Below are 21,437 nucleotides of genomic sequence, written 5' to 3' on the forward strand. Positions count from 1 at the left end.
AAGGAGAAGATCATGCCCCGTGGCGCGAACTCACGATTGAAGGATCCCGAACTCTACGAAGAGCTGCGCGATGACGGCGCATCCAAGGAGAAGGCCGCCCGCATCTCGAATGCCACCGGCGGCACGAAGAAGGGACGCTCCGAGGTCGGCCGCCGCGGCGGCGAGTCGGGCGACTACGAGGACTGGACGGTCGACGAACTGCGCAAGCGTGCCAAGGAGCTCGACATCATCGGCTACTCCGGCAAGCGCAAGAAGGAACTGATCTCGATGCTCCGCAATCACTGAGGCAACCACTGAAAGCCGTCCGGTGGGCCGCGGCCATCACTTCCGGGTCTTCTGCCCCACTACCGGCAACGGACCGGTGACGCTGAGTTCGTCGAGCCAGCTCTGGATGCCGGTGACCTCGGGCAACCGGTCCCGGGTGAAGACCGGATCCTTGCCCTCTCGACGTTGTTGCATGTAGTCGCGCAGCAGTTTGAACGCGACGCCGGAGAGCAGGCCGATGGCGATGAGGTTCACGAGCGCCATGATGCCCATGATGCCGTCGGCGGTGTTCCAGATGAGGTCGGCGGACGCGACCGAGCCGACGAGGATGATCACGACGACGAGCGTGCGGTAACTCTGCAGCACCGTGCGGTTCGTGGTGATGAACTCGATGTTCGACTGGCCGTAATAGTAGTTGCCGAGGATCGAGCTGAACGCCAGCAGGAAGATGATGATGCTCAGAAGCACGTTCGACCACTCCCCCAGGTTCGAGACGATCGCATTCTGCGTCAACCCGATCCCCTGTGTCGCATTCGCCAGGTCGGGCGTGGAGACGAGGATGATGAAGGCGGTGATCGAGCAGACCAGGAACGTGTCGAAGTAGACGCCGAGGGTCTGCACGAGCCCCTGCTTGACCGGATGGGTGACGGCGGCACTTGCGCCCGCGTTCGGTGCGGAGCCGAGACCGGCCTCATTCGAGAACATGCCGCGCTTGACGCCGTTCATGATGATGACGCCGATCGTCGCTCCGACGACCTCGTTGAATCCGAAGGCCTGCGTGTAGATGGAGGCGAAAACGCCGGGAAGTGCGTCGATGTTCATCCCGACGATGACCAGTCCGAGCAGCAAGTAGCCGAGGGCCATCGCCGGCACCACGGCCTGGGTCACGCTCGCGATGCGGCGAAGCCCGCCGAACACCACCAGCGCCGTGAGGATCGCGAGTACGATGCCGACCACCCACGGGATCCACCCCACTTCGCCGCCGAAGCTCGACGAGATGGTCGCGCTGATCGTGTTGGCCTGCAGCGAGCTGAATGCGAACGGGAAGCAGACGATGAGGATGACAGCGAAGACGATGCCCATCCAGCGCGCCTTGAGACCGTGCTGCATGTAGTACGCGGGTCCGCCGCGGAAGCCGTCCTTGTCGCGCACCTTGTACAGCTGACCGAGGGTCGACTCGATGAAGCTCGACGCGCCGCCGACGAAGGCCATGGTCCACATCCAGAAGACCGCACCGGGGCCGCCGATGGCGATCGCCGTCCCGACGCCGGCGATGTTCCCGACTCCGACCCTGGATGCCGCGGAGATCGTGAACGCCTGGAATGCCGAGACCGACTGCGGTTCACCGTTCTCGTCACGCGGAGTTCTGTTGGTGAGCGTGCGGAACATCTCGGGGATGAGCCGGAACTGCACCACTCCCGAGCGGATCGTGAAGTACAGGCCGAGCAGGACCAGGACCGGCAGAACGATCCAGGTCCAGAGGAGGTCGCCGCCCGACAGCACGAATTCATTGATGGCATCCATGCGCGTCAGTATGTCCGACGGCGCCGGTCACGTCCAGAGAACCGGGCGAACCGGCTCCGCTCACCTCCGCGGCAACACCGTCAGCACGCGCTGGACATGGTCGCGGAACTCCGCCATATACGAGCGCAGGAGATCTTCGGTGTCCGAATCGGCGATGGTGCCGTCGTCGTGGAATACCTCATCCGTGAAGTGGATGTACGCCTCGGGCGCGGTCATGTGACGGGTGTTGCTGAAGGCGAGCACCGCGCGCAGGCTCTGCTGCGCGATGGCGGTGCCGATGACGCCGATGGATGCTCCGATCACAGCCGTCGGCATGTGGTCGAAGGAGTTCTGCCCCCAGGGACGTGACGCCCAGTCGATCGCATTCTTCAGCCCGCCGGGAATCGACCTGTTGTACTCGGGCGTGACGAAGAGGATCGCGTCGCTGGCGCTGATCGAATCTTTCAGCGACCGGCCCTCCGCCGGATAGTCGTCGTCGTAATCCTGGCTGTACAACGGCAAATCACGGATAGGGATCTCGGTGAACTCGAGGTCATTGGGTGCGACGCGGATCAGCGCCTTCGACAGGACCCGGTTGATCGAGGTCGACGACAGGCTTCCGACGAAATAGCCGACTTGATATGACATGGCTCCTCCTCGTGGTCAGAACAGAGGACATCAGTGTGCGCTGTGCGCGTCCTGCACGACACCCCCTTGACTCGGGCGACCGCGATTGTCAAGGGTGCATCCTCGCGTCGCCCGGTGCGACAGGATCGTCTGCAGCAGCGAGAGGAGCAGATATGACAGGCGACGGCGAGACCAGAAGCGCCATGCGCACAGCGTTCTGGTCGTGGACGGTGATCATCGTCATCGGGCTGGCGTTGATGATCGTGTTGCCGCTGACGGGGCGGTGAGCGGCATGCGGCACTTCCTGCGGACCAGCAGTCTCAGCCTCGCGTTTCTGATCATCTTCGTGCTCGCGCTGGTCGGCCAATCCGTCGCCGGTCACGCGTACAACAACGAAGAGCTCATGCAGCACGGTCAGCCGGCCGTGACGTACCTCGAATTCGTGACGTCGTCCGAATTCCTCGTCGACGTGGCGGAGAACTGGCAGTCCGAGTTCCTGCAGTTCTTCCTGTTCATCCTCGCGACGGTCTGGCTCATCCAGCGCGGATCGCCCGAGTCGAAGAAGTACGGAGATGAGGGCGTCGGCAGTGATGAAGAGCAACGAGTGGGCGCCCACGTGCGAGCGGACTCGCCGCGCTGGGCGAAAGCGCGGGGGTGGCGCCGGTGGATCTACTCGAACTCGCTTCTGCTGATGATGGGGGCCGTCTTCCTATTCTCCTGGTTCGCACCGTCGCTGGCCGGACATATTGTGGCCAACGAGCAGAATCTGCAGCACGGGCTACCCGCGGAGACCTGGATCGACTACGTGGTCTCCGCCGAGTTCTGGAATCGAACGCTGCAGAACTGGCAGTCCGAGTTCCTTGCCGTCGGAGCGATGGTCGCCTTCTCCATCTACCTGCGCCAGCGGGGATCCAGCGAGTCGAAGCCCGTCGGCATGCCGCATCACATCAGCAGCGTGGGATCGGAGTGAGCGATGTCGAATCGAGTACGGGGCGTTCTGGTGGCATTGATCATGACGGCGGCGCTGGCAGGATGCGGCGTCTCGGTTCCCACCGATCCCGACGGCACGTTGCACGACGTCTCCGGCGGCGAGCTTCGAGTGGGCGTCTCCGCTGATGAGGGACTCGCCGAGGTCTCGGCGGGCTCCGCCTCCGGACCCCTCATCGATCTCGTCGGTGCGTTCGCCGAATCGATCGATGCGGATGTCGAGTGGTCGTCCGGCAGTGAGGAGACGCTGGTCGCCGAGGTGGAGGCGGGCGACTTGGATCTCATCGTCGGCGGTCTCACCGACCAGACGCCGTGGGTCGACCGCGTGGGCGTCACGCGCGGCTACACCGGCATCGACGGTGCAGACGATCGCGCCATCGTGATGTTCGTGCCGCTCGGTGAGAATGCGTTCCTGGCGGAGCTGGAGACGTTCCTCGACACAGAGGTCGGGTCATGAAGGCGTACCACCAGTTCGGTCGCACCGATCTGCCGGCCGAGCAGCACCGAGCACTGCAGAAGGCGGTGCGGTGGGAGTACGCCACGATCGCGTACACCACCGTCACGATCTTCCTGGTCGCGTTCGTCGTCGGGAACTCTCAGGCGATGCGAACCGCGTGGATCGAGGACATGCTCTCGCTGATTCCTCAGGTCGCGTTCCTCATCTCTCTGATCTTCGTGCGACGGCGACCGACGGTGCGGCATCCCTACGGTATGCATCGCGCCATGGGCGTCGGGCATGTCGTGGCTGGAGTGGCGCTTTTCGCTGTGGGTTCGAGCCTTGCCTACGAAGCCGTCTCCGGGTTGATCGCGACGGAGCACCCCACGATCGGCACGGTCGATCTCTTCGGGCACACCATCTGGCTGGGCTGGCTGATGATCCTCGTCATGGTGGTCGTCGTGATCGGCCCTCTAATCTATGGTCGCGCGAAGGCGAAGCTCGCACCGGTGCTGCACAACAAGATCCTCTACGCCGATTCCGACATGGCGAAGGCCGATTGGCAGACCAATGCCGCCTCGATCGTCGGCGTTCTGGGCGTCGGAATCGGACTGTGGTGGCTCGACGGCGTGGCGGCGCTGTTCATCTCGCTCGGCATCATCTGGGACGGCGTGCGCAACACCAGAGGTGCTGTCGTCGATCTGATGGATCAGCGCGCCCGCACCTACGACGACAAGTATCCGCACCCGCTGGGGCGCGAGATCGTCGAACATCTGCGGGCGCAGCGATGGGTCAGCGATGCGGCCGTGCGCATGCGCGACCAGGGCCAGGTGTTCCACGTCGAGGCATTCATCGTGCCGCGCCGGCGCCGGGTGCCCGTCGCCCGGATCGACGACATCTCTGAGAGCATCGCCGAGTTGGACTGGAAGGTTCAGGACGTCGTCGTCATCATCTGCAGCGTTCTACCCGAGGAGGCCGACGCGGCAGAGCCGGACTGAGGATGCTACGGCGCCGGGTACCGCGATGCGCTGAGCGCCCGTGCCAGATGGATCGCGTTTGTCAGCGCGGTGGTGATCGATGCGGTGACCTTCTTCGGCGTCTCCTCGAGGTCCTTGTAGTCGGTGGTGTGCATCGCCTCGCCGTTCCAGTACACCGATCCCTGTGCGGGAACGGTGAAGCCCATATCGTTCAACGCTTGGAAGAGGATGGCGGTGATGTGATGGGCGCCGTCCTCGTTGCCCAGCACGCCAGCGACGGCGACCTTGTCGAACAGGATCGGACGCCCCTCAGCATCCGTCTCGCTCAGCTCGGCGTCGAGGCGCTCGAGCACCCGCTGTGCGACGCTGGAGTGTTGCCCGAGCCACGTCGGAGTGATGAACACGAGGATGTCGGCACTCAGCACCCTCTCCCGCAGCGCCGGCCACTCGTCGCCCTCTCCCATGTCCTTCTGCACGCCGGGCAGGATCACATGATCAACCGCCCGGATGCTCTCGCACGCGACGCCCTGCTCGGTGAGGAACGCCGACATCTGGGCACCCAGCACCTCGGAACTGGACTCTGCCGGTGACGGTTTCAGCGTGCAGGTCACGATGAGCGCCCTCATGCGGAATCACCGCCGCGCTCGTCCGGACGCCGTGTTCCCATGCCCGGCTCGTCGTCATCGGGCAGTGGCATCGACGCCATATTCGGGTTGGCCATGGTCGCTTCCTTTCGTCTGGTGCGCTCACGCTAACGCCGCCGAGAGTCCTGTCGGAGTGGGTTGACCGGCCCACTCCGAGGGTATAGAGCGGCGATGCCGGAGGTCAGTGTCGTCGCGCCCACTGCGCGAGTGCGAAGAGCCCGAGCCCGACGACGAGAAGGCCGGCGCCGAACAGCCACACGATGCCGCGCTGCTGCGTCAGCAGCAGAATGCACGAGGCGATGCCGAGCACCGGCACGAACGTCCAGACACGGAAATGGTCGTGCTCGACGCGGTCGCGGCGCAGCACGAGAACGGAGACGTTGGCACTGAGGAAGACGAACAGCAGCAGAAGCACCACCGTCTCGGCGAGCGTTGCAAGATCGCCGATCAGCGTCAACAGCATCGCGACGACGGTCGTCGCCAGGATCGCCGCCCACGGAGTCTTCCGGCGTCGGAGCACCCGGCCGAGCACATCTGGCAGAAGGCCCTGTTCTGCCATGCCATAGGCGAGTCGGCTCGCCATGATCATGGTAAGCAGCGCCCCATTGGCGACGGCGATCAGCGCGATCAGGCTGAACAGCCACGATGGCACTCCGACACCGGTCGCCTCCACGACGGCGAGGAGCGGTCCGCTGGACTGCTGGAGGTCTTCGGCGGGCAGCGCCACGGCGCTCGCCAGACCCACGAGCACGTAGACGGCACCCGCGGTGATGAGCGCCGCGAACAGCGCCTTCGGGTAGGTCTTCGACGGTTCCCTGACCTCTTCGATCACGTTCGCCGAAGTCTCGAATCCGACGAACGAGTAGTAGGCGACGATCGCACCGCCCAGCACCGCGAATCCCACTCCTGTGCCTTCCGGAGTCTCGACGACCCTGGACAGATCGCCTCCGCCACCGGTCACGAAGAACGCGACGACGACGATGACGGTGACGAGCCCGCTCAGCTCTATCGCCGTCATCACGAGGTTCGCGCCCATCGATTCGCGAATGCCGCGCGCGTTGAGCGCCGCGACGATAGCGAGGAACACCATGGCGGCAGGGATCGGAGGAACGGGAAGAAACGTCTGAAGGTAATCCCCTGCGAATGCGATCGCGAGACCTGCTGCGCTCACGACTCCGGCGGCGAGCATGCAGAAGCCGACCAGGAACGAAACGATGCGACTGCGGAACGCCCGCTCGGCGAATACTGCCGCACCTCCGGCCCGCGGATACTTCGTGACGAGTTCAGCGTAGGACCCGGCTGTCAGCAGTGCGAGCAGCAATGCGAGCAGCAGCGGCGCCCACAGCATCCCGCCCACGTGTTCGGAGAGCACTCCCATGAGGGCATAGACTCCGGCGCCGAGAACGTCGCCGAGAATGAAGGCGAAGAGCATCGGACCGGTGATCGCCCGGCGGAGCCGAGACGGCGTTTCGGTCTCTTTCGTCATCGGCCAAAACTAAAGCGCCGTCGCGATGCTCTCACGCCCCTTGACAAGCGCATCGTTCACTGCGCCTGGTTGTCGTCCGCCGCCGGCATTCGCACGTCGGCGAGTTCACGGAGGAAGTCACCGTCGCCGCGGGGTCATCGCCACACTCTCGCGCTTCGCCGCCGCAGCACGATGCCCCTTGACATCGCGGTCGCGGCCCGCCTCGGGTCAGTTCTGAGGCTCGAGCACCTCATCGATCAGCGAGATGCCACCGGTCGAGTTGGCGGTGTGCATGAGATCTTCGATCCATCGCGGGTTCAGCTCGGCGGCCTCGGCGTCATCGAACACGAACCGCAGCGGAATCGACGGGTGGAGCCAGATCGTGGAGCGGCCGACGGCATCGCCGTCGGCATGCCGCCAGGAGAGCGTGAACGACTCCTGACGACGGAGCTTCATCGCGATGACGACCTTGAGGTGCGCGAGTGCACGATCCTCGATGTGGATCGTGTCCTCTGACCCGCCGTACTGAATCCAGCCCATACGCTGACCGTAGCGCATGGCAGAGGCTGCCGCGGACATCGTCGTCAGACGTCGACATCACCCCGCCACGCACCGGTCTCGGATCCACGGCTCTCGATGAACTCCTTGAAGTTCTCGAGGTCCTTCTTGACGCCGTGGGAACCCGCTCCGACCGCGGCGCCGAGGCTCTCCAGAAGCCCGTCCGGATCCCAGTCGAGCTGGACCGTCACGCGCGTCGAGGTGTCGGTGAGCTTGTGGAATGTCACCGCTCCCGCGTGCACCGCCTCGCCTCCGACGCTCGTCCAGGCGACGCGCTCGTCCGGATGCTGTTCGGAGATCTCCGCATCGAACTCCCGCTCAACTCCCCCGACATTCACCTTCCACCGGGTGAGCGTGTCGGACACCTGGGTCAGCGACACGACTTCGTCGAGGAACTCCGGAAAACTCTCGAACTGGGTCCACTGGTTGTAAGCCACGCTGACGGGGACGTCCACGTCAATGGTGTCGATGATCTGCGCCATGAGATTCTCCTCACTGATCGGTTGGTCCGTCCATTCAGCATCAGCGACCCGCTGTGCGTGAGGGGCTTGACGTCACAGGCCAAATGCGCCATCGTGCGAGCCGTCGTCCGACTCGTTCATTCCTGCGCTCGCAGCAGCAGGAGGATCCGCCGCAGGTGCATGCAGATGAGGACGGCCGGGCCGGTCGCCTGCCCCGATTCGACGGCCGCGCGATCCACCCTCTCGAGGAGGACGCGAACCGCCTTGGCCGCGCTCTCGCGCGACCGATGCGCATCTGCACCGTCCCCTTGATCCCGCTCGATGCAGTCTGCAACCCGGTGACACGCCTCGCTCAGCGGTTCGGTCAGAGCGGGGTCCAGGCCCAGTCCGCCCGGCCGTTCCCAGATGGAGTCGGCGAGTGCCGAAGAGATGTCGCGGATGCGCACTGCGATCGACTCGAGTGCCGTCAGCCGCTCATGGACTCCTGCGGTGCCGTGCCGGCCCCATGCGGCTCTCGGATTCCCCTTGCGACTCGTGTCGGCCTCGTCCAGCACCTGCCGCACCTCCCGCGAGGTATCAGCCAGGGCCGCGGCATCGCGTACCCAGCCATCACGCTCTGGTGGCCACGAGTCGGACACTGCCTTGCCGATCTCATGCAGGTGACCGGCGAGCCGTGCGTGAAACGCATCCACGCGAGCCGCGGCGACGCCGGTGAGCACGCGAGGGGCGATGAGCAGGTTGATGGCGAGACCCACCGCCACTCCGACGGCCATCTGGGCGAGATAACCCAGCGAATACTCGTCGGATTCCTGGCCGCCGATGATCAGCACGAACAGCGCCGCGATCGGCACCCATTCCCGTCCAGCACCGAACCAGCCCGTACCCGACAGCAGCACGCCGACCCCGACGACCAACGGAATGGTCCACCAGTTCGGTCCGAAGGTCACGACGACCGCGAGCGCGAGCGCGATGCCCACGATCAGGCCGAGCAGGGTCTGAAGTCCCGACTTGGCGGACTGCATCAGGGTCGGATACACGCTCAGCAGCGCGCCGAGCGGCGCGTAGTACGGGTAGTCATCCGTCACACCGGGCATGTGCGGGGCGAGCGCCCACGCAATCCCGACCGCGAGAGCCGTCTTGGCTGCGAGCAGCAGACGTGGTGTGCGAACCGCGTCTTTCAGAGATGCGAACCGGTCACGGATCTCAGCGGGCGGCATTCGGTTCTGCTGTCCTGTTGCCGTCTCGGCTCAGACTGTTCGCCAGTCGTGCGCCGTGATGGCGTTTCCGGCCTGCGGGCCCATCTGCAGCATGCCGCCGTCGATGACCACGGAGGTGCCGGAGATGTACGCGGCCTCCGGTGAGGCCAGGAAGGCGATGAGTGCGGCGACTTCGCGGGCGTCTCCCGGGCGTCCGAGCGGGATGCCCGGGCGATCCACCTGCCTCGGGTCGACGTCCGTCTGACCCGACATCGTCGTCGCGATCGCGCCAGGAGCAACGCTGACCGCACTGATCCCTAGTGACCCGAGTTCGAGAGCGAGGTTCTTCATGAGTCCGTCGAGACCGTGCTTGGCGGCGTCGTAGGCACTCGATCCGACCATCGGCTGATGCGCATGCACGCTCGTCACCGCGATCAGCCGACCACGGGTGCCTGCGGCGACCATCGCGCGCGCAGCGCGCTGCAGGCACACGAAGGCACCCGTGAGGTCAGTGTCGAAGACGCGGTTCCATTCCTCGAGCGACATCTCGAGGAACGGCGTGTGCGTGCCGATGCCGGCGTTGTTGACGAAGACGTCGAGGCCGCCGAGCTCATCGATCATCGCATCGATGACGTCGCCGCAGGCCGGAATGTCGGTCACATCAAGGTGCGTGACGACCGCTCTCGAGCCGTGACTGCGCACCTCGGCGGCGGTCTCCTCGGCGCCGTCTCTATCGGTGTGCCAGGTGACGGCGACGTCATGACCCGCCGCGGCGAGGGCGACCGCGGTCGCACGGCCGATGCCCGAGTCCGACCCCGTCACGATCGCCCGGGCGCTCTGGTGATCAGCTCTCATCGCGCGCCCCGGTGTCGTCGGCCCAGCGCAGCACGGCTACCGGATCCCGAACGGGGCGGTCCTCCCTGGGGGCATCGTCAGCGGTGGGCTCATCGTCCTCGATCAGCACCTGCGCGTCGGTGAGCACGGCGGCCCGTGCCAGCGCCTCGGCCGCCGGCACCGTGGCGAGAACCCCGGCGCCCAGGCTCTCCGACTCGGCAGCGGCGACCCACGGCGCCGCATCGAGTGCGAGGAGCGTGCGCTCGTCGTCGAGCATCCGGCCATCGAGCAGGAGCGTCTCCACCCGTGCCTGCTGCAGAGCCGCGGTGACCTCGGCGATGCCCTCCGCACCGCCGCTGCCGCTGTCGGCCGCGGCGCGATCGTGCAGTTCGCCGATGATCGAGCGATCCCGCTCGGCTATGGCCCGAGCGATCGCCGCGTCGAGCTCCGTCGAGTCCGCGCCGTCTGCACGCGTGTGCGCGTCGACGTCAACGATGAGTTCGCGTTCCGTGTCGGTCAGGGCGTCGGCCAGCAGCTGTCGCGCGCGCACGTCGCCGGAGAGTGCGACGAACGCCGGATGCTCCTGCCGGATGAGATCGCTGACGGCGGCGGCGACTTCGTCCTGATTCTTCTTCCAGGTGTTCTCGGCGTACCGCTGATAGGCGGCGTGCGACCATCCGCCGGCCTGCACCTTCGTGATCCCGTCCGTGTCGCCCTCGATCTCAGCATCCGCATCGCTGCGTCCGCGTCCAGACGTCTCCAGATGGATGTCCGCGCCGTCACGGCTCGTCTCCACGACGAGGTAGCGCGTCGCTGCGCCGAGATGGTGCAGCAGCGGAAGCAGCCTCGGCACGGCTGCGTGGTCGAGCCGCTCAGGACCGATCCGTGCTCCGACGAAACCCTGATCGAGTTCAACGCGACCGGCAGAGACCAGCACGACTCGGGCCGATGGACTCGGCAGACCGTTGCGCGCGGCGAGCGTCGACTCGACGGCTGCGGCGTCGTCAGCCGGCGCGCCGGCTCCTTCCAGTCGTTCGCGCACAGAGCGGCGAAGCGCCTCCTCTTCGACCTGCGGAAGCACGCTCGGGCCGTCGACATACGCACTGGTCCATGGTCCGGGGCGACCGAGCAGTTTCACCAGACGGGGGTCACTCATCGTCGCGTCCCTCTTCATCGACAGCCACGGCCCCTGCGGCGTCCTCATCCGCGTCCGTGGCATGCTCACTGCTCTCCTCGTTGCGGAAAGCGTCTTGCGTCGACCGGTCGTCGGTGTCATCGGGCAGCGGCTCGGTCTCGCGGAAGGGTTCCGCGTGCGGGCTACCATGCCCCTGCACCATCCCCCGCGTCTCCTGCTCCATCTGCTCGTCCAGCTGCGGACCGTGCTTGGTGTTTCCTCGCTGAGATTCGGACATGATCGTCTCCTCCTCGCTCGTCACTCGTAGGAGCAGTCTCATCCCCCGGACCGATTCATCATCGGGGGTTGACATCGCCGGGCTACCCGGTGAGATGATCCGGCTGCATCTGACATTGCAGGTCGAGGGGTCTACGGTTCAGTAATGGGCACTCTCTTCTACGACAGTTCCGCAAACCCGATCAATATCGAGGATCGGGCTCTCGCGCATCTGAAGGTCGTCATCGCGACCCGGCTCCGCCGCCACGAGAGCTTCACGTTGTCGTGGGAGCATCCTGAAGGTGAGCCCGGTGGCCGCTCGACGATCTGGCTGCACCCATCGATCCCGCTGCGGTTCGTGTTCGACGATCCAGAGCCCCCCGCACTCAACGGCCACTGGATCGAGGCGCTGATGAACTCTGTGAGCTCGACGGGTGGCATCCTCCTCGTCGACGAGATGATCGAATCGGACGAGTAGTCTCTCGACCTATCCTCCGGACGGGTTGTCCAGCGGCATCCCGTCCTCATCGGTCGTCTCGGGCAGGCCGTCCGATCGTCGAGGTCGCTCACCGACGACAGCCACGCCGTCCTCCGGGCCGCCGCCGTCTGTGCTCACGCCCGTCGGCTCCGACTCTTCGACGATGTGCCGAGACCTGTGCTGTCGCGCGAAGTCGAGCCCCGCGGAGACGGCCTCCTCGCGGCTTGCGAAACTCAGCGAGAGCTCGTTCGCCCCTTCGACCTCGTTGACCCACTGGCCCTGTTTGTTCCTGGTGACAACATCCAGATGAGACAAGACCCCACCTAGCCTTTCTCGGACACGATAGGCGGCATGATGGTCACTTGTCGCGTTCCGTCTTGGTGTCGATACCGTCGAGGAGTTCCTTGAGAGCATTCTCGACGGACTCGTGCTTGTACTGCCCCGCGCGGCTCTCCCCGGAGATCACTGCGCATCGGTGCAGCTTGCGGAAGTCGCCGTAGGGGAAGTGGTAGCGGCCCTTCGTGTCCTCTCCCATCTCGGTGTCCTCGCCAAGATGCCATTTCGCGAACGCGGCGAGACCGTTCTCATCGATGAACTCGTTCTCCTGGTCGGTGGACGGCGCGTGCTCGCTCCAGTCATCGCGCTCGTCGTCCGTGAACTCATCTCGGCGCAGCAGTCCGCGCGCGTGCGAAAGCGCTGCTTCGTTCAGATTCATGGCCATTTCAGGTTCCTTTCTCTTTTTTCTTCGGTTCACCCGCGAAGGTCCAGTCCGCGACGGCGGGGATGTCGACGCCGTGCTCACGGGTGTAGCGTCGTGCATCCTCGCAGGCCGTCACGAACTCGGCGCGGACATCCGCAGCCCGCTCGACGAGACCGGGTACCCGGTCGATGGCGTCGATCGCCAGTCGATAGCGGTCGATGTCGTTGAGCATGAGCATGTCGAACCGGGTCGTGGTCGTGCCGCGCTCCCTGTAACCATGCACGTGCAGGTTCTCATGCCCGTTCCTCTTGTATGTGAGCCGGTGGATCAGCGACGGATAGCCGTGATAGGCGAACACGACGGGGCGATCGGTCGTGAACAGCGCATCGAAGGCAGCATCCTCGAGTCCTGCCGGATGCTGTTCCGGCGGCTGCAGCGTCGCGAGATCGACGACGTTCACGACGCGGACCGATAGATCCGGGATGCTGTCGCGCAGCAGCTCCGCCGCGGCGATGACCTCTTGCGTGGGCACGTCGCCGGCGGCGGCGAGCACGACGTCGGGCGTCTCGGCTGCGCGCGAATTTCCTGCCCAGGGCAGCTCGCCGACACCTCGCAGCACGTGCTCGCGGGCCTGATCGAGGTTCAGCCACTGCGGTGCGGGCTTCTTGCCGGCGACGACGACGTTGATGCGGTCAGTGGCGTCGAGGCACTGCGCCATCGTGACCAGCAGCGTATTCGCATCGAACGGCAAGAACACGCGCACGATGTCGACGCTCTTGTTCAGCACATGATCGATGAAACCCGGGTCCTGATGGGTGAAGCCGTTGTGGTCCTGCTGCCACACATGGCTCGACAGCAGATAAGTGAACGCGGGCAGCGGGTCGCGCCACGCGACGCCCGCGCTCGCCTCGAGCCACTTCGCGTGCTGATTGAACATGGAGTCGACGATGTGGATGAACGCCTCGTACGAGGTGAAGACGCCATGCCGTCCGGTGAGCGTGTAGCCCTCCAGCAGGCCCTGGCACAGGTGCTCGCTGAGCACCTCCATGACGCGTCCGTGGGGGGCGAGATGCTCATCGACCGGTTCGACGGCGGCGTCCCACTGCTTCACCGTCGCGTCGAAGACGGCCGGTGCCAGGCGGTTCGACTCAAGCTCGTCCGGGCTGAAGATGCGGAACGTGTCGGGATTGCGGCCGATCACATCGGCGAACCAGCCGCCGAGGACCTCGGTCGCCCCAGCATCCGATCCGCCGGGAGAGTCGACCGGTACGGCGTGGTCCTCGAGACCGGGAAGCTCCAGCTCGCGGCGGACCGTTCCCCCGTTCGCCTGCGGGATCGCACTCATCCGCCGAACGCCTCTCGGCCCCCATCCGGCCGTCGTCTCGCGCGGCGTTCCGGCGGCGTCGAACAGCTCTGCCGGTCGGTACGAGCGCAACCAATCCTCCAGCATCCGCAGGTGTTCCTCATTGCCGCGCACGTCGCCGAGGGGAACCTGGTGGGAACGCCAGGTGCCTTCCACCGGCTCGCCGTCGACTTCGTCCGGTCCGCTCCATCCCTTCGGAGAGCGCAGCACGATCATCGGCCACGCCCGTCGCTCCCCGTCGGCAGCGGCGGCACGCACCTCCGCGATACCGTCGAACGCGCGATCGAGCGCCGCGGCGAACTGCTCGTGCGCTGCCGTATGCGGCTCCGACGCGTCGATCGTGACGAAGATCGGATCGTATCCGTACCCCGTCATGAGTGCCGCCAGCTCCCGTTCCGGGATCCGTGCGAGCACTGTCGGGTTGGCGATCTTCCAGCCGTTCAAGTGCAGGATCGGCAGCACCATGCCGTCCCGGCGCGGGTCGAGGAATCTGTTGCCGTGCCAGGAGGTGGCCAGCGGTCCCGTTTCTGCTTCGCCGTCGCCGACGACGCAGACGACGGTGAGCTCGCGATCATCGAGCGCCGCGCCGAACGCGTGCGAAAGCGAGTAGCCAAGTTCTCCGCCCTCCTGGATGGAACCGGGCGTCTCGGGTGCCGTGTGGCTGGGCACACCACCGGGGTACGAGAACTGTTGGAAGAGCCGACGCATGCCGTCGGCGTCTCGCGGCACGTCGGCGTCGAGCTCCGAATAGCTGCCGTCGAGCCAGGCATTCGCGTTCATCGCGGGGCCGCCGTGTCCTGGTCCGGCGATGAACAGCACGGGCTCATCACGTTCCACGATGACGCGGTTCAGATGCGCGTAGACGAAGTTCAGCCCGGGCACGGTACCGAAATGGCCCAGCAGGCGCGGCTTGACGTCGGCGGCGGAGAGCGAGCGCTCGAGCATCGCGTCATCCTGCAGGTAGATCTGCCCGACGCTCAGGTAGTTCGCCGCGCGCCACCAGCGATCGATTCGGTCGAGGGATTCCTGGTTCACAGCCATGACCCCTTCGATACGCACGTTCACCGGTGCTGTCAAGGGGGGAGACACCGACCGCGCCGCTCGCCGTAACGTGACGCATGTCAGATCCATCGCGGCCCCGGTCACGGGAGAAAGGGGATGCGACATGCCGAATTCGAACACCCGCAACATCTTCGTGTTGGGACTCGATGATGTGAATCGTTCGGTGCTGGAGAGCATGCCCGATGCGGATCGTTACACGTTCCATCAACTGCTCCGTCAGGAAGAACTGCAGCAGGGCGTCGTATCCGTTCCTGATCTGCTTGGGCGCGCACGAAACCAGTTGGACGCATTCGACGGCCAGGTCGATGCGATCGTCGGTTATTGGGACTTCCCGTCCACGATGATGGTGCCCATCCTGTGCAGAGAACGGGGACTCCGCTCCGCCAGCCTGGAGGCGGTCGTCAAATGCGAACACAAATACTGGTCACGCCTCGAGCAGGAGAAGGTGATCGATGAGCATCCGGCATTCGCCCTTCTCGATCTGTCCCGCAACGACATCACGCTGCCCGACGGTCTCGACTACCCGGTGTGGATCAAGCCGATCAAATCGGCGTCTTCCGAAGGAGCCCATTACGTCGAAGACGATGAGCATCTGAAGGCCGCGGCAGCTGAGGAACGCGACCAGATCGGCCGCATGGGAGGACCGTTCAACGACATCCTGGAGATGCTCGATCTGCCTCTCGAGATCGCCGAGATCGGCCCCGACACATGTCTCGTCGAAGGAGCAGCCACCGGGTTCCAGGTGACGGTCGAGGGTTACGCTCACGACGGGCAGATCGAGGTCTACGGCGTGGTCGACTCCGTCACCTACCCCGACACCCCGAGCTTTCTGCGCTACGAGTACCCCTCCTCACGCGTGCCGCAACACATCCAGAACTACATGGCCGAAGTGTCGCGCCGTGTGATCAGTGCGGTTGATCTCACCAACAGCACCTTCAACATCGAGTACTTCTGGGATCCGGAGACCGAGAGCCTGAATCTGCTGGAGGTCAATGCCCGCCATTCGCAGTCCCATGCCCCGCTGTTCGCGATGGTCGACAGCATCCCGAATCACGCGTTCATGCTCGATCTCGCGCTCGGGCGCGATCCCCGCGATCTGCCGCGCAGGCAGGGAGCGTTCATGACCGCGGCGAAGTGGCTCCTGCGGACTTTCTCGGACGGTGTGGTGCGTCGCGTTCCCACGGCGCAGGAGATCGCCGCTCTCGAGGAGGAGTTCCCCGGCACCACCATCGACGTCACGGTCGCCGAAGGGCAGCGTCTGTCAGAGGGCGAAGGCGAAGACAGCTACAGCTATCTGCTCGCGGAGGTCTTCCTCGGCGCCCGCAACGGCATCGAACTCACGACCCGATGGGATCGGTGCGTGGAGGCACTGCAGTTCGAGATCGACCCGGTCGAGGAGATCGACCCGACGGAGGAAGGAGACTGATGCGCGCCGTCACAGCCCTGCCGAACGAGGTCACCGAAGACGAACATCTGTGGATTCCGATGCCGGACGGTACCCGGCTCGCTGCGCGTCTCTGGCGTCCGGTATCTGCCGATGATGATCCGGTTCCCGGCATCATGGAGATGATCCCCTACCGCAAGCGAGATCTGACAGCGCAGCGTGATTCCATCCATCACCCCTATATGGCCGGGTACGGCTATGCGTGTCTCCGAGTGGATCTTCGCGGCAGCGGAGACTCGGAGGGGGTACTGACCGATGAGTACCTCGAGCAGGAACTGGCGGATGCTGAGGCCGTGCTGGCCTGGATGGCGGAACAGCCCTGGTGCAGCGGACGCACGGCGATGATGGGCATCTCGTGGGGTGGTTTCAACGCTCTGCAGGTCGCCGCCAGGCGGCCGCCGAGCCTCGGGGCGATCATCACCGTGTGCTCCACCGACGACCGCTATACGGACGACGTCCATTACATGGGCGGGTGCCTGCTGAGCGACAATCTGTCGTGGGCGTCGACGATGTTCGCCTACAACTCCTGCCCGCCCGACCCCGCCATCGTCGGCGAACGCTGGCGCGAGTTGTGGCTCGACCGGCTCGAGAACAGCGGACTGTGGCTGGAGACCTGGCTGTCGCACCAGCACCGTGACGAGTACTGGCAGCACGGATCGATCGACGAGGACTATTCGGCGATCGAGGTTCCGGTCTTCGCGGTCAGCGGTTGGGCAGACGGGTACTCCAATGCCGTGTTCCGGCTGCTGGCGGAGCTGGATGTTCCGACAAAGGGGCTGATCGGCCCGTGGAGTCACAAATACCCGCACCTCGGAGAGCCTGGCCCTGCGATCGGTTTCCTGCAGGAGGCTGTCGCCTGGTGGGATCACTGGCTGAAGGACGAGACCGGCAACGGTGCGATGAGCGGGCCGGCGCTGAGCATCTGGATGCAGGACACCGCCCGGCCTGCGACTACCTATGAGGACCGCCCCGGGCGCTGGGTCGGTGAGCCGAGTTGGCCGAGTGAGCGGATCGTCGAGTCTCGGTATCCGCTCGGTCGACACCGCATCGTCGACCCGGATGCCGCCGCGCAGCCGAGCCCGCCGCTGACTGTGCAGTCCCCGCTCTCGGTCGGTCAGTTCGCCGGCAAGTGGTGCTCATACAATGCGCCCCCTGACATGCCGTACGACCAGCGCGAGGAGGACGGCGGCTCGATGATCTTCGACAGCGAGGAGCTCACCGAACGGCTAGAACTGCTGGGGGCACCGGCTGTCGAACTCACACTGAGCGTCGACCGGCCGGTGGCGATGGTGGCGGTGCGGCTTTCGGACATGGCGCCCGACGGCGAAGCCACCCGCGTCAGCTACGGAGTTCTCAACCTCAACCATCACGCAGGATCCGGCAATCCTCAGCCCTTGGAACCCGGCGAGAAGCTCACCGTGGCGGTGCAGTTGAACGGCATGGCGCAGTCCTTCCCAGCCGGCCACCGGCTGCGGCTGTCGGTGTCCACGTCGTACTGGCCCGTCGTATGGCCGTCGCCAGAGCCCGTGCGGCTCACGGTCTATCCGGATGAGTCCGCCCTCGTCCTCCCGGTGCGCTCGACCGGTCTCGACGACGATGAGGGGGCTGTCCCCACGTTCGGCGATCCAGAGGGCGCCCCACCCATCGAGGTGCTCCAGCTGCAACCAGGCGAACAGGACTGGAGCGTGCACCGGAACATGGTCGATCTCACCGGAAGCCTGCGCGTAGTGAAGGACCTCGGCGTGGTGCACTTCCCCGACATCGACCTCGCCGTCACCCGCCGTGCGTACGAGGAGTACAGCTTCACGTCCGGCGATTTCGATTCGATTCGCGGTGAGACCGACTGGACCATGGGCTTCGAGCGCGACAACTGGAGCGTGCGGACGACTACGAAGACGGTGCTGACCTCGACAGCCACCGAGTTCCAGCTGCACGCGCAACTGGATGCCTACGAGGGCGAGCGTCGCGTCGCGTCCAAGAGCTGGAGCACGGCTGTTCCGCGGAACCTGGTGTGAACCAGACGCCCGTCAGAGCTCGACGGGAGGGGAGGGCTCCGTCTCGGCCTGTTCGGGGTGCCGCACGAGGTTGACGATGGCAGCGACCAGGCCGCCCCACACCGTGACCATGGCGATGATCATGAAGATGATCGCTGGCATTGTCATGCCCCCGCTCCCTTCGTCGTCCGGATCGTTCCAGTCTCGGCATCCGGTTCGTATTTCTCCTCGGTGAGGAAGTCGTCGTACTCCGGATCGTCCTTCGCGTGCGAGCGTCCGCTCCAGGGAATCAGTGAGAGCGCCACGGCGAGGATCACGAGCCCGATCACCATGCCCCAACCGAAGATCGACAGGAACCAACCGGGGTACTCCCCGTACGGGGTGTTGATCTTCGTGATCAGCTCGCTGATGAGCAGGTAGCCGAGCACGACCGGTGCGAGCACGCCCACCAGGAGCTTCCAGATCAGACCGACGCGGAAGCTCGAGCGGCGGTTGAGATGTTCCTGCAGCACTGGCAGCTTATGCAGCATCCAGGCCACGACGATCACGGCGACGAGCGCGACGGCCATGATGCCGAAGGCGTTGACGAAGGCATCCGCCGTATCGAGCACGGCGAGCGCCGTCGTCGTCGAGAAGAACGCCATCGAGATGACGCCCAGCGGAATCGTCACGATGAGGGTGGCGCGCACCCGACCCCAGCCGAGCTTGTCCTGGATGGCGGCGACGATCACTTCGAGAATGGAGATCATCGAGGTGAGACCCGCGAAAGTCAGGGCCCCGAAGAAGAGGACACCGATGATCGGCCCGCCGGCAGCCTGCGAGACGATCGTCGGGAAGGCCACGAAGGCGAGGCCGATTCCGTCGGATGCCACATCGATGACGTCGACGGCCTGCGCCTGCGCCATGAAGCCGAGAGCCGCGAACACGCCGATGCCGGCGAGGATCTCGAAGCCGGAGTTCGCGAAGCCGACCACAAGACCCGAGCCGGTGAGGTCGGTCTTGCGCTTCAGATACGACGAGTAGGTCACCATGATGCCGAAGGCCACCGACAGGGAGAAGAAGATGTGTCCGTAGGCCGCGGCCCACACGCCGGGATCGGCGAGGGCCGCCCAGTTCGGGGTGAAGAAAGCGTTCAGTCCGTCCATCGCGCCAGGGAGGAACAGCGCCTGGACGACGAGCACGATGAACATGAGCGTCAGCAGCGGCAGGAGCACCATGTTGACGGCGCCGATGCCGCGCTTCACTCCCAGCCCCATGATCACGATGGTCACGACCCAGACGATCAGCAGCGGGACGCCGACCTGCGGGACGAATTCCATCGAAAGGCCTCCGCTGGCGACGTCGCCCATCTGCAGGAACTCGCTGAAGAAGAAGTCCTCCTCGTTGCCGGCGCCCCACGTCAGTTGCGCCGAGAACCAGGTGTACATGGCAGCCCAGGCGACGATCACGGCGTAGTAGACCGCGATGATCACGCAGATGAGCACCTGCCACCAGCCGAGCGGTTCGGCGGCGCGGTGCATGCGCCGGAACGCGAGGGGTGCGGAGCCGCGGAAGCGGTGGCCGATCGCGTAGTCGAAGAACAGCAGCGGGATGCCCGCGGTCAGCAGCGCGCACAGGTAGGGGATGAGGAAGGCACCGCCGCCGCCCTCGTAGGCGACGTACGGGAATCGCCAGATGTTCCCGAGTCCGACGGCCGAGCCGATGGCCGAGAGGATGAAGACGTTGCGCGACCCGAAGGCCTCGCGTTTGGTGGTGCGCGTCCGTACCGTGCTCATGCGCCGACCATACCGGAAACTGCCCCTAGACTGAGCCTGGTTCTCAGGGGGAGACAAAGCATGCGCGGAGGCGCTACGAGGTGGGGCACGGCTGTGCTGCTTGCTGCCCTGCTGTCGCTGAGTGGATGCGCCACCTCTGCGGAGGCCGAGGCCAGCGGACCCCGCGCGATTTCGGCCGGGACGATCCCTCCGCCCCCTCCGCCGCTGAACGATCTCGGTGATGAACGGATCACGCAGATCGTCACCGTCGACTGCGCGGGAGTCGTCGTCGAGAACGACGTGCGCATGCTCCTGCAGACGCAGGCGGATGCCGTCGACTTCCTCGCATCCACGCAGCAGTGCGGCGACATTCCGCAGGTGCTGGCGGCTGGCAGTACCGCCCCTACCTTCATCTCTCCGCTGCAGTATGTCGATGCTCCGTGCTCGGCCGGCACACTGTTCACCGTCTGGGCGCACTACGACGACGATCTGATCTTCGGCAGTCCGACCATCCCGCAGGCTCTCGACGACGGTCAGTGCGTACGGAACCTGTACCTGACGGGTTCGGATGCCGGCAAGGGCCTGGACTACGGGTATGGCCGCGAGGACGGGCTGCGCGACTCCTACGACGTTCTGCTGGGTGCTCCTGTGGAGTGGAAGGAACGATCGGTCACGCTCGTCGACGGGATCACCCTGACCATGAGCCGCCCGGTCGGCGACCCACGGGTGACACTGTTCTTCCTGCGCCTGCCCGACGGCGGGCTGAACGGCGAGGGCGTCCCCACCACGGGCAAGGAGAGCCTTCCGCAGCTGCTCGCGGGGAAGCTCAGCGAGCTCCACATGATCGACTCCGGCGCCCCGGTTACGCTCGAGGCCATCAGCGCGACCATCGTGGAGCTGTACAACGCGTACCAGCCGACGAGCGTACTCGCGCATCTGCCCGGCAGCGCCGTGGGTACCCGAGGCGACCACCCGGACCATCAGGTCACCGGTGACATCGTCATGGGAGCGGCGGATGACGGCCTGATCGACCCCGACCGGGTCGTCTACGCGCAGGGTTACCCGAGCATGGAGCGGCCGCAGAACCTCGAAGGCGACGCGCTACAACGCAAGCTCGAGGCTTTCGCGGCATACGCAACTCACGACTCGGTGATCAAATGTTCGACGGCTGATGGTTGCCAGAAGTTCCGCAAGTTCGGGAAGTGGCTCGTGCGGCAGTACCTCGTGCCGCACGCGGAGCTCGTGCGACCGTAGGGCGAGCGCGGTCACGTCGCAGTCAGGCGAGAGGGATTCGGACGGT

23 protein-coding genes are annotated in these 21,437 nt (G+C 65.4%); 8 read left to right on the plus strand and 15 right to left on the minus strand.

Annotated elements, in window-relative coordinates:
- Positions 1–12 precede the first annotated feature (12 nt).
- Positions 13–285, plus strand: coding sequence for a DUF7218 family protein (locus ACTICP_RS04775; RefSeq protein ID WP_441890140.1), 273 nt, complete (start codon positions 13–15; stop codon positions 283–285).
- 36 nt (positions 286–321) lie between these two features.
- Here the strand turns inward: ACTICP_RS04775 and ACTICP_RS04780 are convergent, their stop codons facing one another.
- Positions 322–1,788, minus strand: coding sequence for an alanine/glycine:cation symporter family protein (locus ACTICP_RS04780; protein ID WP_441890035.1), 1,467 nt, complete (start codon positions 1,786–1,788; stop codon positions 322–324).
- 60 nt (positions 1,789–1,848) lie between these two features.
- Positions 1,849–2,415 (minus strand): NAD(P)H-dependent oxidoreductase, encoded by a 567-nt coding sequence (locus ACTICP_RS04785; RefSeq protein ID WP_441890037.1) that lies wholly within the window; start codon positions 2,413–2,415, stop codon positions 1,849–1,851.
- Between the two features lie 271 nt (positions 2,416–2,686).
- Between ACTICP_RS04785 and ACTICP_RS04790 the strand changes: the two genes are divergently transcribed.
- Genes ACTICP_RS04790 through ACTICP_RS04800 form a run of 3 tightly spaced genes read left to right on the plus strand, consistent with a single transcriptional unit; the run spans position 2,687 to position 4,815 of the window.
- Complete coding sequence (locus ACTICP_RS04790; protein WP_441890039.1) at positions 2,687–3,364, plus strand: DUF6766 family protein; 678 nt, start codon at positions 2,687–2,689, stop codon at positions 3,362–3,364.
- Positions 3,365–3,367: 3 nt separating this feature from the next.
- On the plus strand, positions 3,368–3,838 hold the full coding sequence (locus tag ACTICP_RS04795; protein ID WP_441890041.1) for a hypothetical protein: 471 nt from the start codon (positions 3,368–3,370) through the stop codon (positions 3,836–3,838).
- Entirely contained in the window at positions 3,835–4,815 is a 981-nt protein-coding gene (locus ACTICP_RS04800; protein ID WP_441890043.1) for a cation transporter, read from the plus strand. Before ACTICP_RS04795 ends, ACTICP_RS04800 begins: the two co-directional genes overlap by 4 nt.
- Positions 4,816–4,820: 5 nt before the next feature.
- On the opposite strand, the gene ACTICP_RS04805 is transcribed toward ACTICP_RS04800, so the two are convergent.
- The 8 genes from ACTICP_RS04805 to ACTICP_RS04840 all read right to left on the minus strand — a co-directional run bounded on the left by ACTICP_RS04805 (position 4,821) and on the right by ACTICP_RS04840 (position 11,364).
- A complete protein-coding gene (locus ACTICP_RS04805; RefSeq protein ID WP_441890045.1) occupies positions 4,821–5,420 on the minus strand; it encodes a flavodoxin family protein in 600 nt (199 codons plus the stop codon).
- Positions 5,421–5,619: 199 nt separating this feature from the next.
- Entirely contained in the window at positions 5,620–6,924 is a 1,305-nt protein-coding gene (locus tag ACTICP_RS04810; RefSeq protein ID WP_441890047.1) for an APC family permease, read from the minus strand.
- Between the two features lie 207 nt (positions 6,925–7,131).
- A complete protein-coding gene (locus ACTICP_RS04815; RefSeq protein ID WP_441890048.1) occupies positions 7,132–7,443 on the minus strand; it encodes a DUF7882 family protein in 312 nt (103 codons plus the stop codon).
- Between the two features lie 44 nt (positions 7,444–7,487).
- Complete coding sequence (locus ACTICP_RS04820) at positions 7,488–7,943, minus strand: SRPBCC family protein (RefSeq protein ID WP_441890050.1); 456 nt, start codon at positions 7,941–7,943, stop codon at positions 7,488–7,490.
- Between the two features lie 116 nt (positions 7,944–8,059).
- Positions 8,060–9,139: an FUSC family protein gene (locus ACTICP_RS04825; RefSeq protein WP_441890052.1), complete on the minus strand. Its 1,080-nt coding sequence runs from the start codon at positions 9,137–9,139 to the stop codon at positions 8,060–8,062.
- A gap of 30 nt (positions 9,140–9,169) precedes the next feature.
- The gene (locus tag ACTICP_RS04830) at positions 9,170–9,973 is read right to left on the minus strand and encodes an SDR family oxidoreductase (RefSeq protein ID WP_441890054.1); all 804 of its coding nucleotides are present in this window, start codon (positions 9,971–9,973) and stop codon (positions 9,170–9,172) included.
- A complete protein-coding gene (locus ACTICP_RS04835; protein ID WP_441890056.1) occupies positions 9,963–11,108 on the minus strand; it encodes a baeRF2 domain-containing protein in 1,146 nt (381 codons plus the stop codon). Before ACTICP_RS04835 ends, ACTICP_RS04830 begins: the two co-directional genes overlap by 11 nt.
- Complete coding sequence (locus ACTICP_RS04840; protein WP_441890058.1) at positions 11,101–11,364, minus strand: hypothetical protein; 264 nt, start codon at positions 11,362–11,364, stop codon at positions 11,101–11,103. Before ACTICP_RS04840 ends, ACTICP_RS04835 begins: the two co-directional genes overlap by 8 nt.
- Positions 11,365–11,508: 144 nt before the next feature.
- On the opposite strand from ACTICP_RS04840, the gene ACTICP_RS04845 reads away from it, so the two are divergent.
- Positions 11,509–11,820: a DUF7882 family protein gene (locus ACTICP_RS04845; protein WP_441890060.1), complete on the plus strand. Its 312-nt coding sequence runs from the start codon at positions 11,509–11,511 to the stop codon at positions 11,818–11,820.
- Between the two features lie 9 nt (positions 11,821–11,829).
- Here ACTICP_RS04845 and ACTICP_RS04850 read toward each other — a convergent pair whose 3' ends face one another.
- The 3 genes from ACTICP_RS04850 to ACTICP_RS04860 are packed head-to-tail and all read right to left on the minus strand — an operon-like array spanning position 11,830 to position 14,924.
- A complete protein-coding gene (locus ACTICP_RS04850; RefSeq protein ID WP_441890061.1) occupies positions 11,830–12,135 on the minus strand; it encodes a DUF2188 domain-containing protein in 306 nt (101 codons plus the stop codon).
- A gap of 43 nt (positions 12,136–12,178) precedes the next feature.
- Positions 12,179–12,541 (minus strand): hypothetical protein, encoded by a 363-nt coding sequence (locus ACTICP_RS04855; protein WP_441890063.1) that lies wholly within the window; start codon positions 12,539–12,541, stop codon positions 12,179–12,181.
- Between the two features lies 1 nt (position 12,542).
- Entirely contained in the window at positions 12,543–14,924 is a 2,382-nt protein-coding gene (locus tag ACTICP_RS04860; RefSeq protein WP_441890065.1) for a phosphoketolase family protein, read from the minus strand.
- 124 nt (positions 14,925–15,048) lie between these two features.
- On the opposite strand from ACTICP_RS04860, the gene ACTICP_RS04865 reads away from it, so the two are divergent.
- Together ACTICP_RS04865 and ACTICP_RS04870 are read left to right on the plus strand one after the other, a co-directional pair.
- Positions 15,049–16,371, plus strand: coding sequence for an ATP-grasp domain-containing protein (locus ACTICP_RS04865; protein ID WP_441890067.1), 1,323 nt, complete (start codon positions 15,049–15,051; stop codon positions 16,369–16,371).
- Positions 16,371–18,404 carry a CocE/NonD family hydrolase gene (locus tag ACTICP_RS04870; RefSeq protein WP_441890069.1) on the plus strand — a complete coding sequence of 678 codons (2,034 nt, stop codon included), beginning with the start codon at positions 16,371–16,373 and terminating at the stop codon, positions 18,402–18,404. The genes ACTICP_RS04865 and ACTICP_RS04870 overlap by 1 nt, the downstream gene beginning before the upstream one ends.
- Positions 18,405–18,416: 12 nt before the next feature.
- On the opposite strand, the gene ACTICP_RS04875 is transcribed toward ACTICP_RS04870, so the two are convergent.
- Together ACTICP_RS04875 and ACTICP_RS04880 are read right to left on the minus strand one after the other, a co-directional pair.
- On the minus strand, positions 18,417–18,551 hold the full coding sequence (locus ACTICP_RS04875; protein ID WP_441890071.1) for a methionine/alanine import family NSS transporter small subunit: 135 nt from the start codon (positions 18,549–18,551) through the stop codon (positions 18,417–18,419).
- Positions 18,548–20,158, minus strand: coding sequence for a sodium-dependent transporter (locus ACTICP_RS04880; protein WP_441890073.1), 1,611 nt, complete (start codon positions 20,156–20,158; stop codon positions 18,548–18,550). The genes ACTICP_RS04875 and ACTICP_RS04880 overlap by 4 nt, the downstream gene beginning before the upstream one ends.
- A gap of 60 nt (positions 20,159–20,218) precedes the next feature.
- On the opposite strand from ACTICP_RS04880, the gene ACTICP_RS04885 reads away from it, so the two are divergent.
- Positions 20,219–21,391: a PIG-L deacetylase family protein gene (locus ACTICP_RS04885; RefSeq protein ID WP_441890075.1), complete on the plus strand. Its 1,173-nt coding sequence runs from the start codon at positions 20,219–20,221 to the stop codon at positions 21,389–21,391.
- Positions 21,392–21,437 lie beyond the last annotated feature (46 nt).

This window comes from Microbacterium sp., from assembly GCF_052102115.1.
GTDB lineage: Bacteria > Actinomycetota > Actinomycetes > Actinomycetales > Microbacteriaceae > Microbacterium.

What these genes read in the sequence shown, in the direction of transcription:
- ACTICP_RS04835 (WP_441890056.1), bottom strand. Translation starts at nt 11,108, where the DNA reads ATGAGTGACCCCCGTCTGGTGAAACTGCTCGGTCGCCCCGGACCATGG.
- ACTICP_RS04805 (WP_441890045.1), bottom strand. Translation starts at nt 5,420, where the DNA reads ATGAGGGCGCTCATCGTGACCTGCACGCTGAAACCGTCACCGGCAGAG.
- ACTICP_RS04795 (WP_441890041.1), top strand. Translation starts at nt 3,368, where the DNA reads ATGTCGAATCGAGTACGGGGCGTTCTGGTGGCATTGATCATGACGGCG.
- ACTICP_RS04815 (WP_441890048.1), bottom strand. Translation starts at nt 7,443, where the DNA reads ATGGGCTGGATTCAGTACGGCGGGTCAGAGGACACGATCCACATCGAG.
- ACTICP_RS04880 (WP_441890073.1), bottom strand. Translation starts at nt 20,158, where the DNA reads ATGAGCACGGTACGGACGCGCACCACCAAACGCGAGGCCTTCGGGTCG.
- ACTICP_RS04855 (WP_441890063.1), bottom strand. Translation starts at nt 12,541, where the DNA reads ATGGCCATGAATCTGAACGAAGCAGCGCTTTCGCACGCGCGCGGACTG.
- ACTICP_RS04865 (WP_441890067.1), top strand. Translation starts at nt 15,049, where the DNA reads ATGCCGAATTCGAACACCCGCAACATCTTCGTGTTGGGACTCGATGAT.
- ACTICP_RS04820 (WP_441890050.1), bottom strand. Translation starts at nt 7,943, where the DNA reads ATGGCGCAGATCATCGACACCATTGACGTGGACGTCCCCGTCAGCGTG.
- ACTICP_RS04785 (WP_441890037.1), bottom strand. Translation starts at nt 2,415, where the DNA reads ATGTCATATCAAGTCGGCTATTTCGTCGGAAGCCTGTCGTCGACCTCG.
- ACTICP_RS04780 (WP_441890035.1), bottom strand. Translation starts at nt 1,788, where the DNA reads ATGGATGCCATCAATGAATTCGTGCTGTCGGGCGGCGACCTCCTCTGG.
- ACTICP_RS04825 (WP_441890052.1), bottom strand. Translation starts at nt 9,139, where the DNA reads ATGCCGCCCGCTGAGATCCGTGACCGGTTCGCATCTCTGAAAGACGCG.
- ACTICP_RS04790 (WP_441890039.1), top strand. Translation starts at nt 2,687, where the DNA reads ATGCGGCACTTCCTGCGGACCAGCAGTCTCAGCCTCGCGTTTCTGATC.
- ACTICP_RS04775 (WP_441890140.1), top strand. Translation starts at nt 13, where the DNA reads ATGCCCCGTGGCGCGAACTCACGATTGAAGGATCCCGAACTCTACGAA.
- ACTICP_RS04870 (WP_441890069.1), top strand. Translation starts at nt 16,371, where the DNA reads ATGCGCGCCGTCACAGCCCTGCCGAACGAGGTCACCGAAGACGAACAT.
- ACTICP_RS04860 (WP_441890065.1), bottom strand. Translation starts at nt 14,924, where the DNA reads ATGGCTGTGAACCAGGAATCCCTCGACCGAATCGATCGCTGGTGGCGC.
- ACTICP_RS04875 (WP_441890071.1), bottom strand. Translation starts at nt 18,551, where the DNA reads ATGACAATGCCAGCGATCATCTTCATGATCATCGCCATGGTCACGGTG.
- ACTICP_RS04800 (WP_441890043.1), top strand. Translation starts at nt 3,835, where the DNA reads ATGAAGGCGTACCACCAGTTCGGTCGCACCGATCTGCCGGCCGAGCAG.
- ACTICP_RS04845 (WP_441890060.1), top strand. Translation starts at nt 11,509, where the DNA reads ATGGGCACTCTCTTCTACGACAGTTCCGCAAACCCGATCAATATCGAG.
- ACTICP_RS04885 (WP_441890075.1), top strand. Translation starts at nt 20,219, where the DNA reads ATGCGCGGAGGCGCTACGAGGTGGGGCACGGCTGTGCTGCTTGCTGCC.
- ACTICP_RS04840 (WP_441890058.1), bottom strand. Translation starts at nt 11,364, where the DNA reads ATGTCCGAATCTCAGCGAGGAAACACCAAGCACGGTCCGCAGCTGGAC.
- ACTICP_RS04810 (WP_441890047.1), bottom strand. Translation starts at nt 6,924, where the DNA reads ATGACGAAAGAGACCGAAACGCCGTCTCGGCTCCGCCGGGCGATCACC.
- ACTICP_RS04830 (WP_441890054.1), bottom strand. Translation starts at nt 9,973, where the DNA reads ATGAGAGCTGATCACCAGAGCGCCCGGGCGATCGTGACGGGGTCGGAC.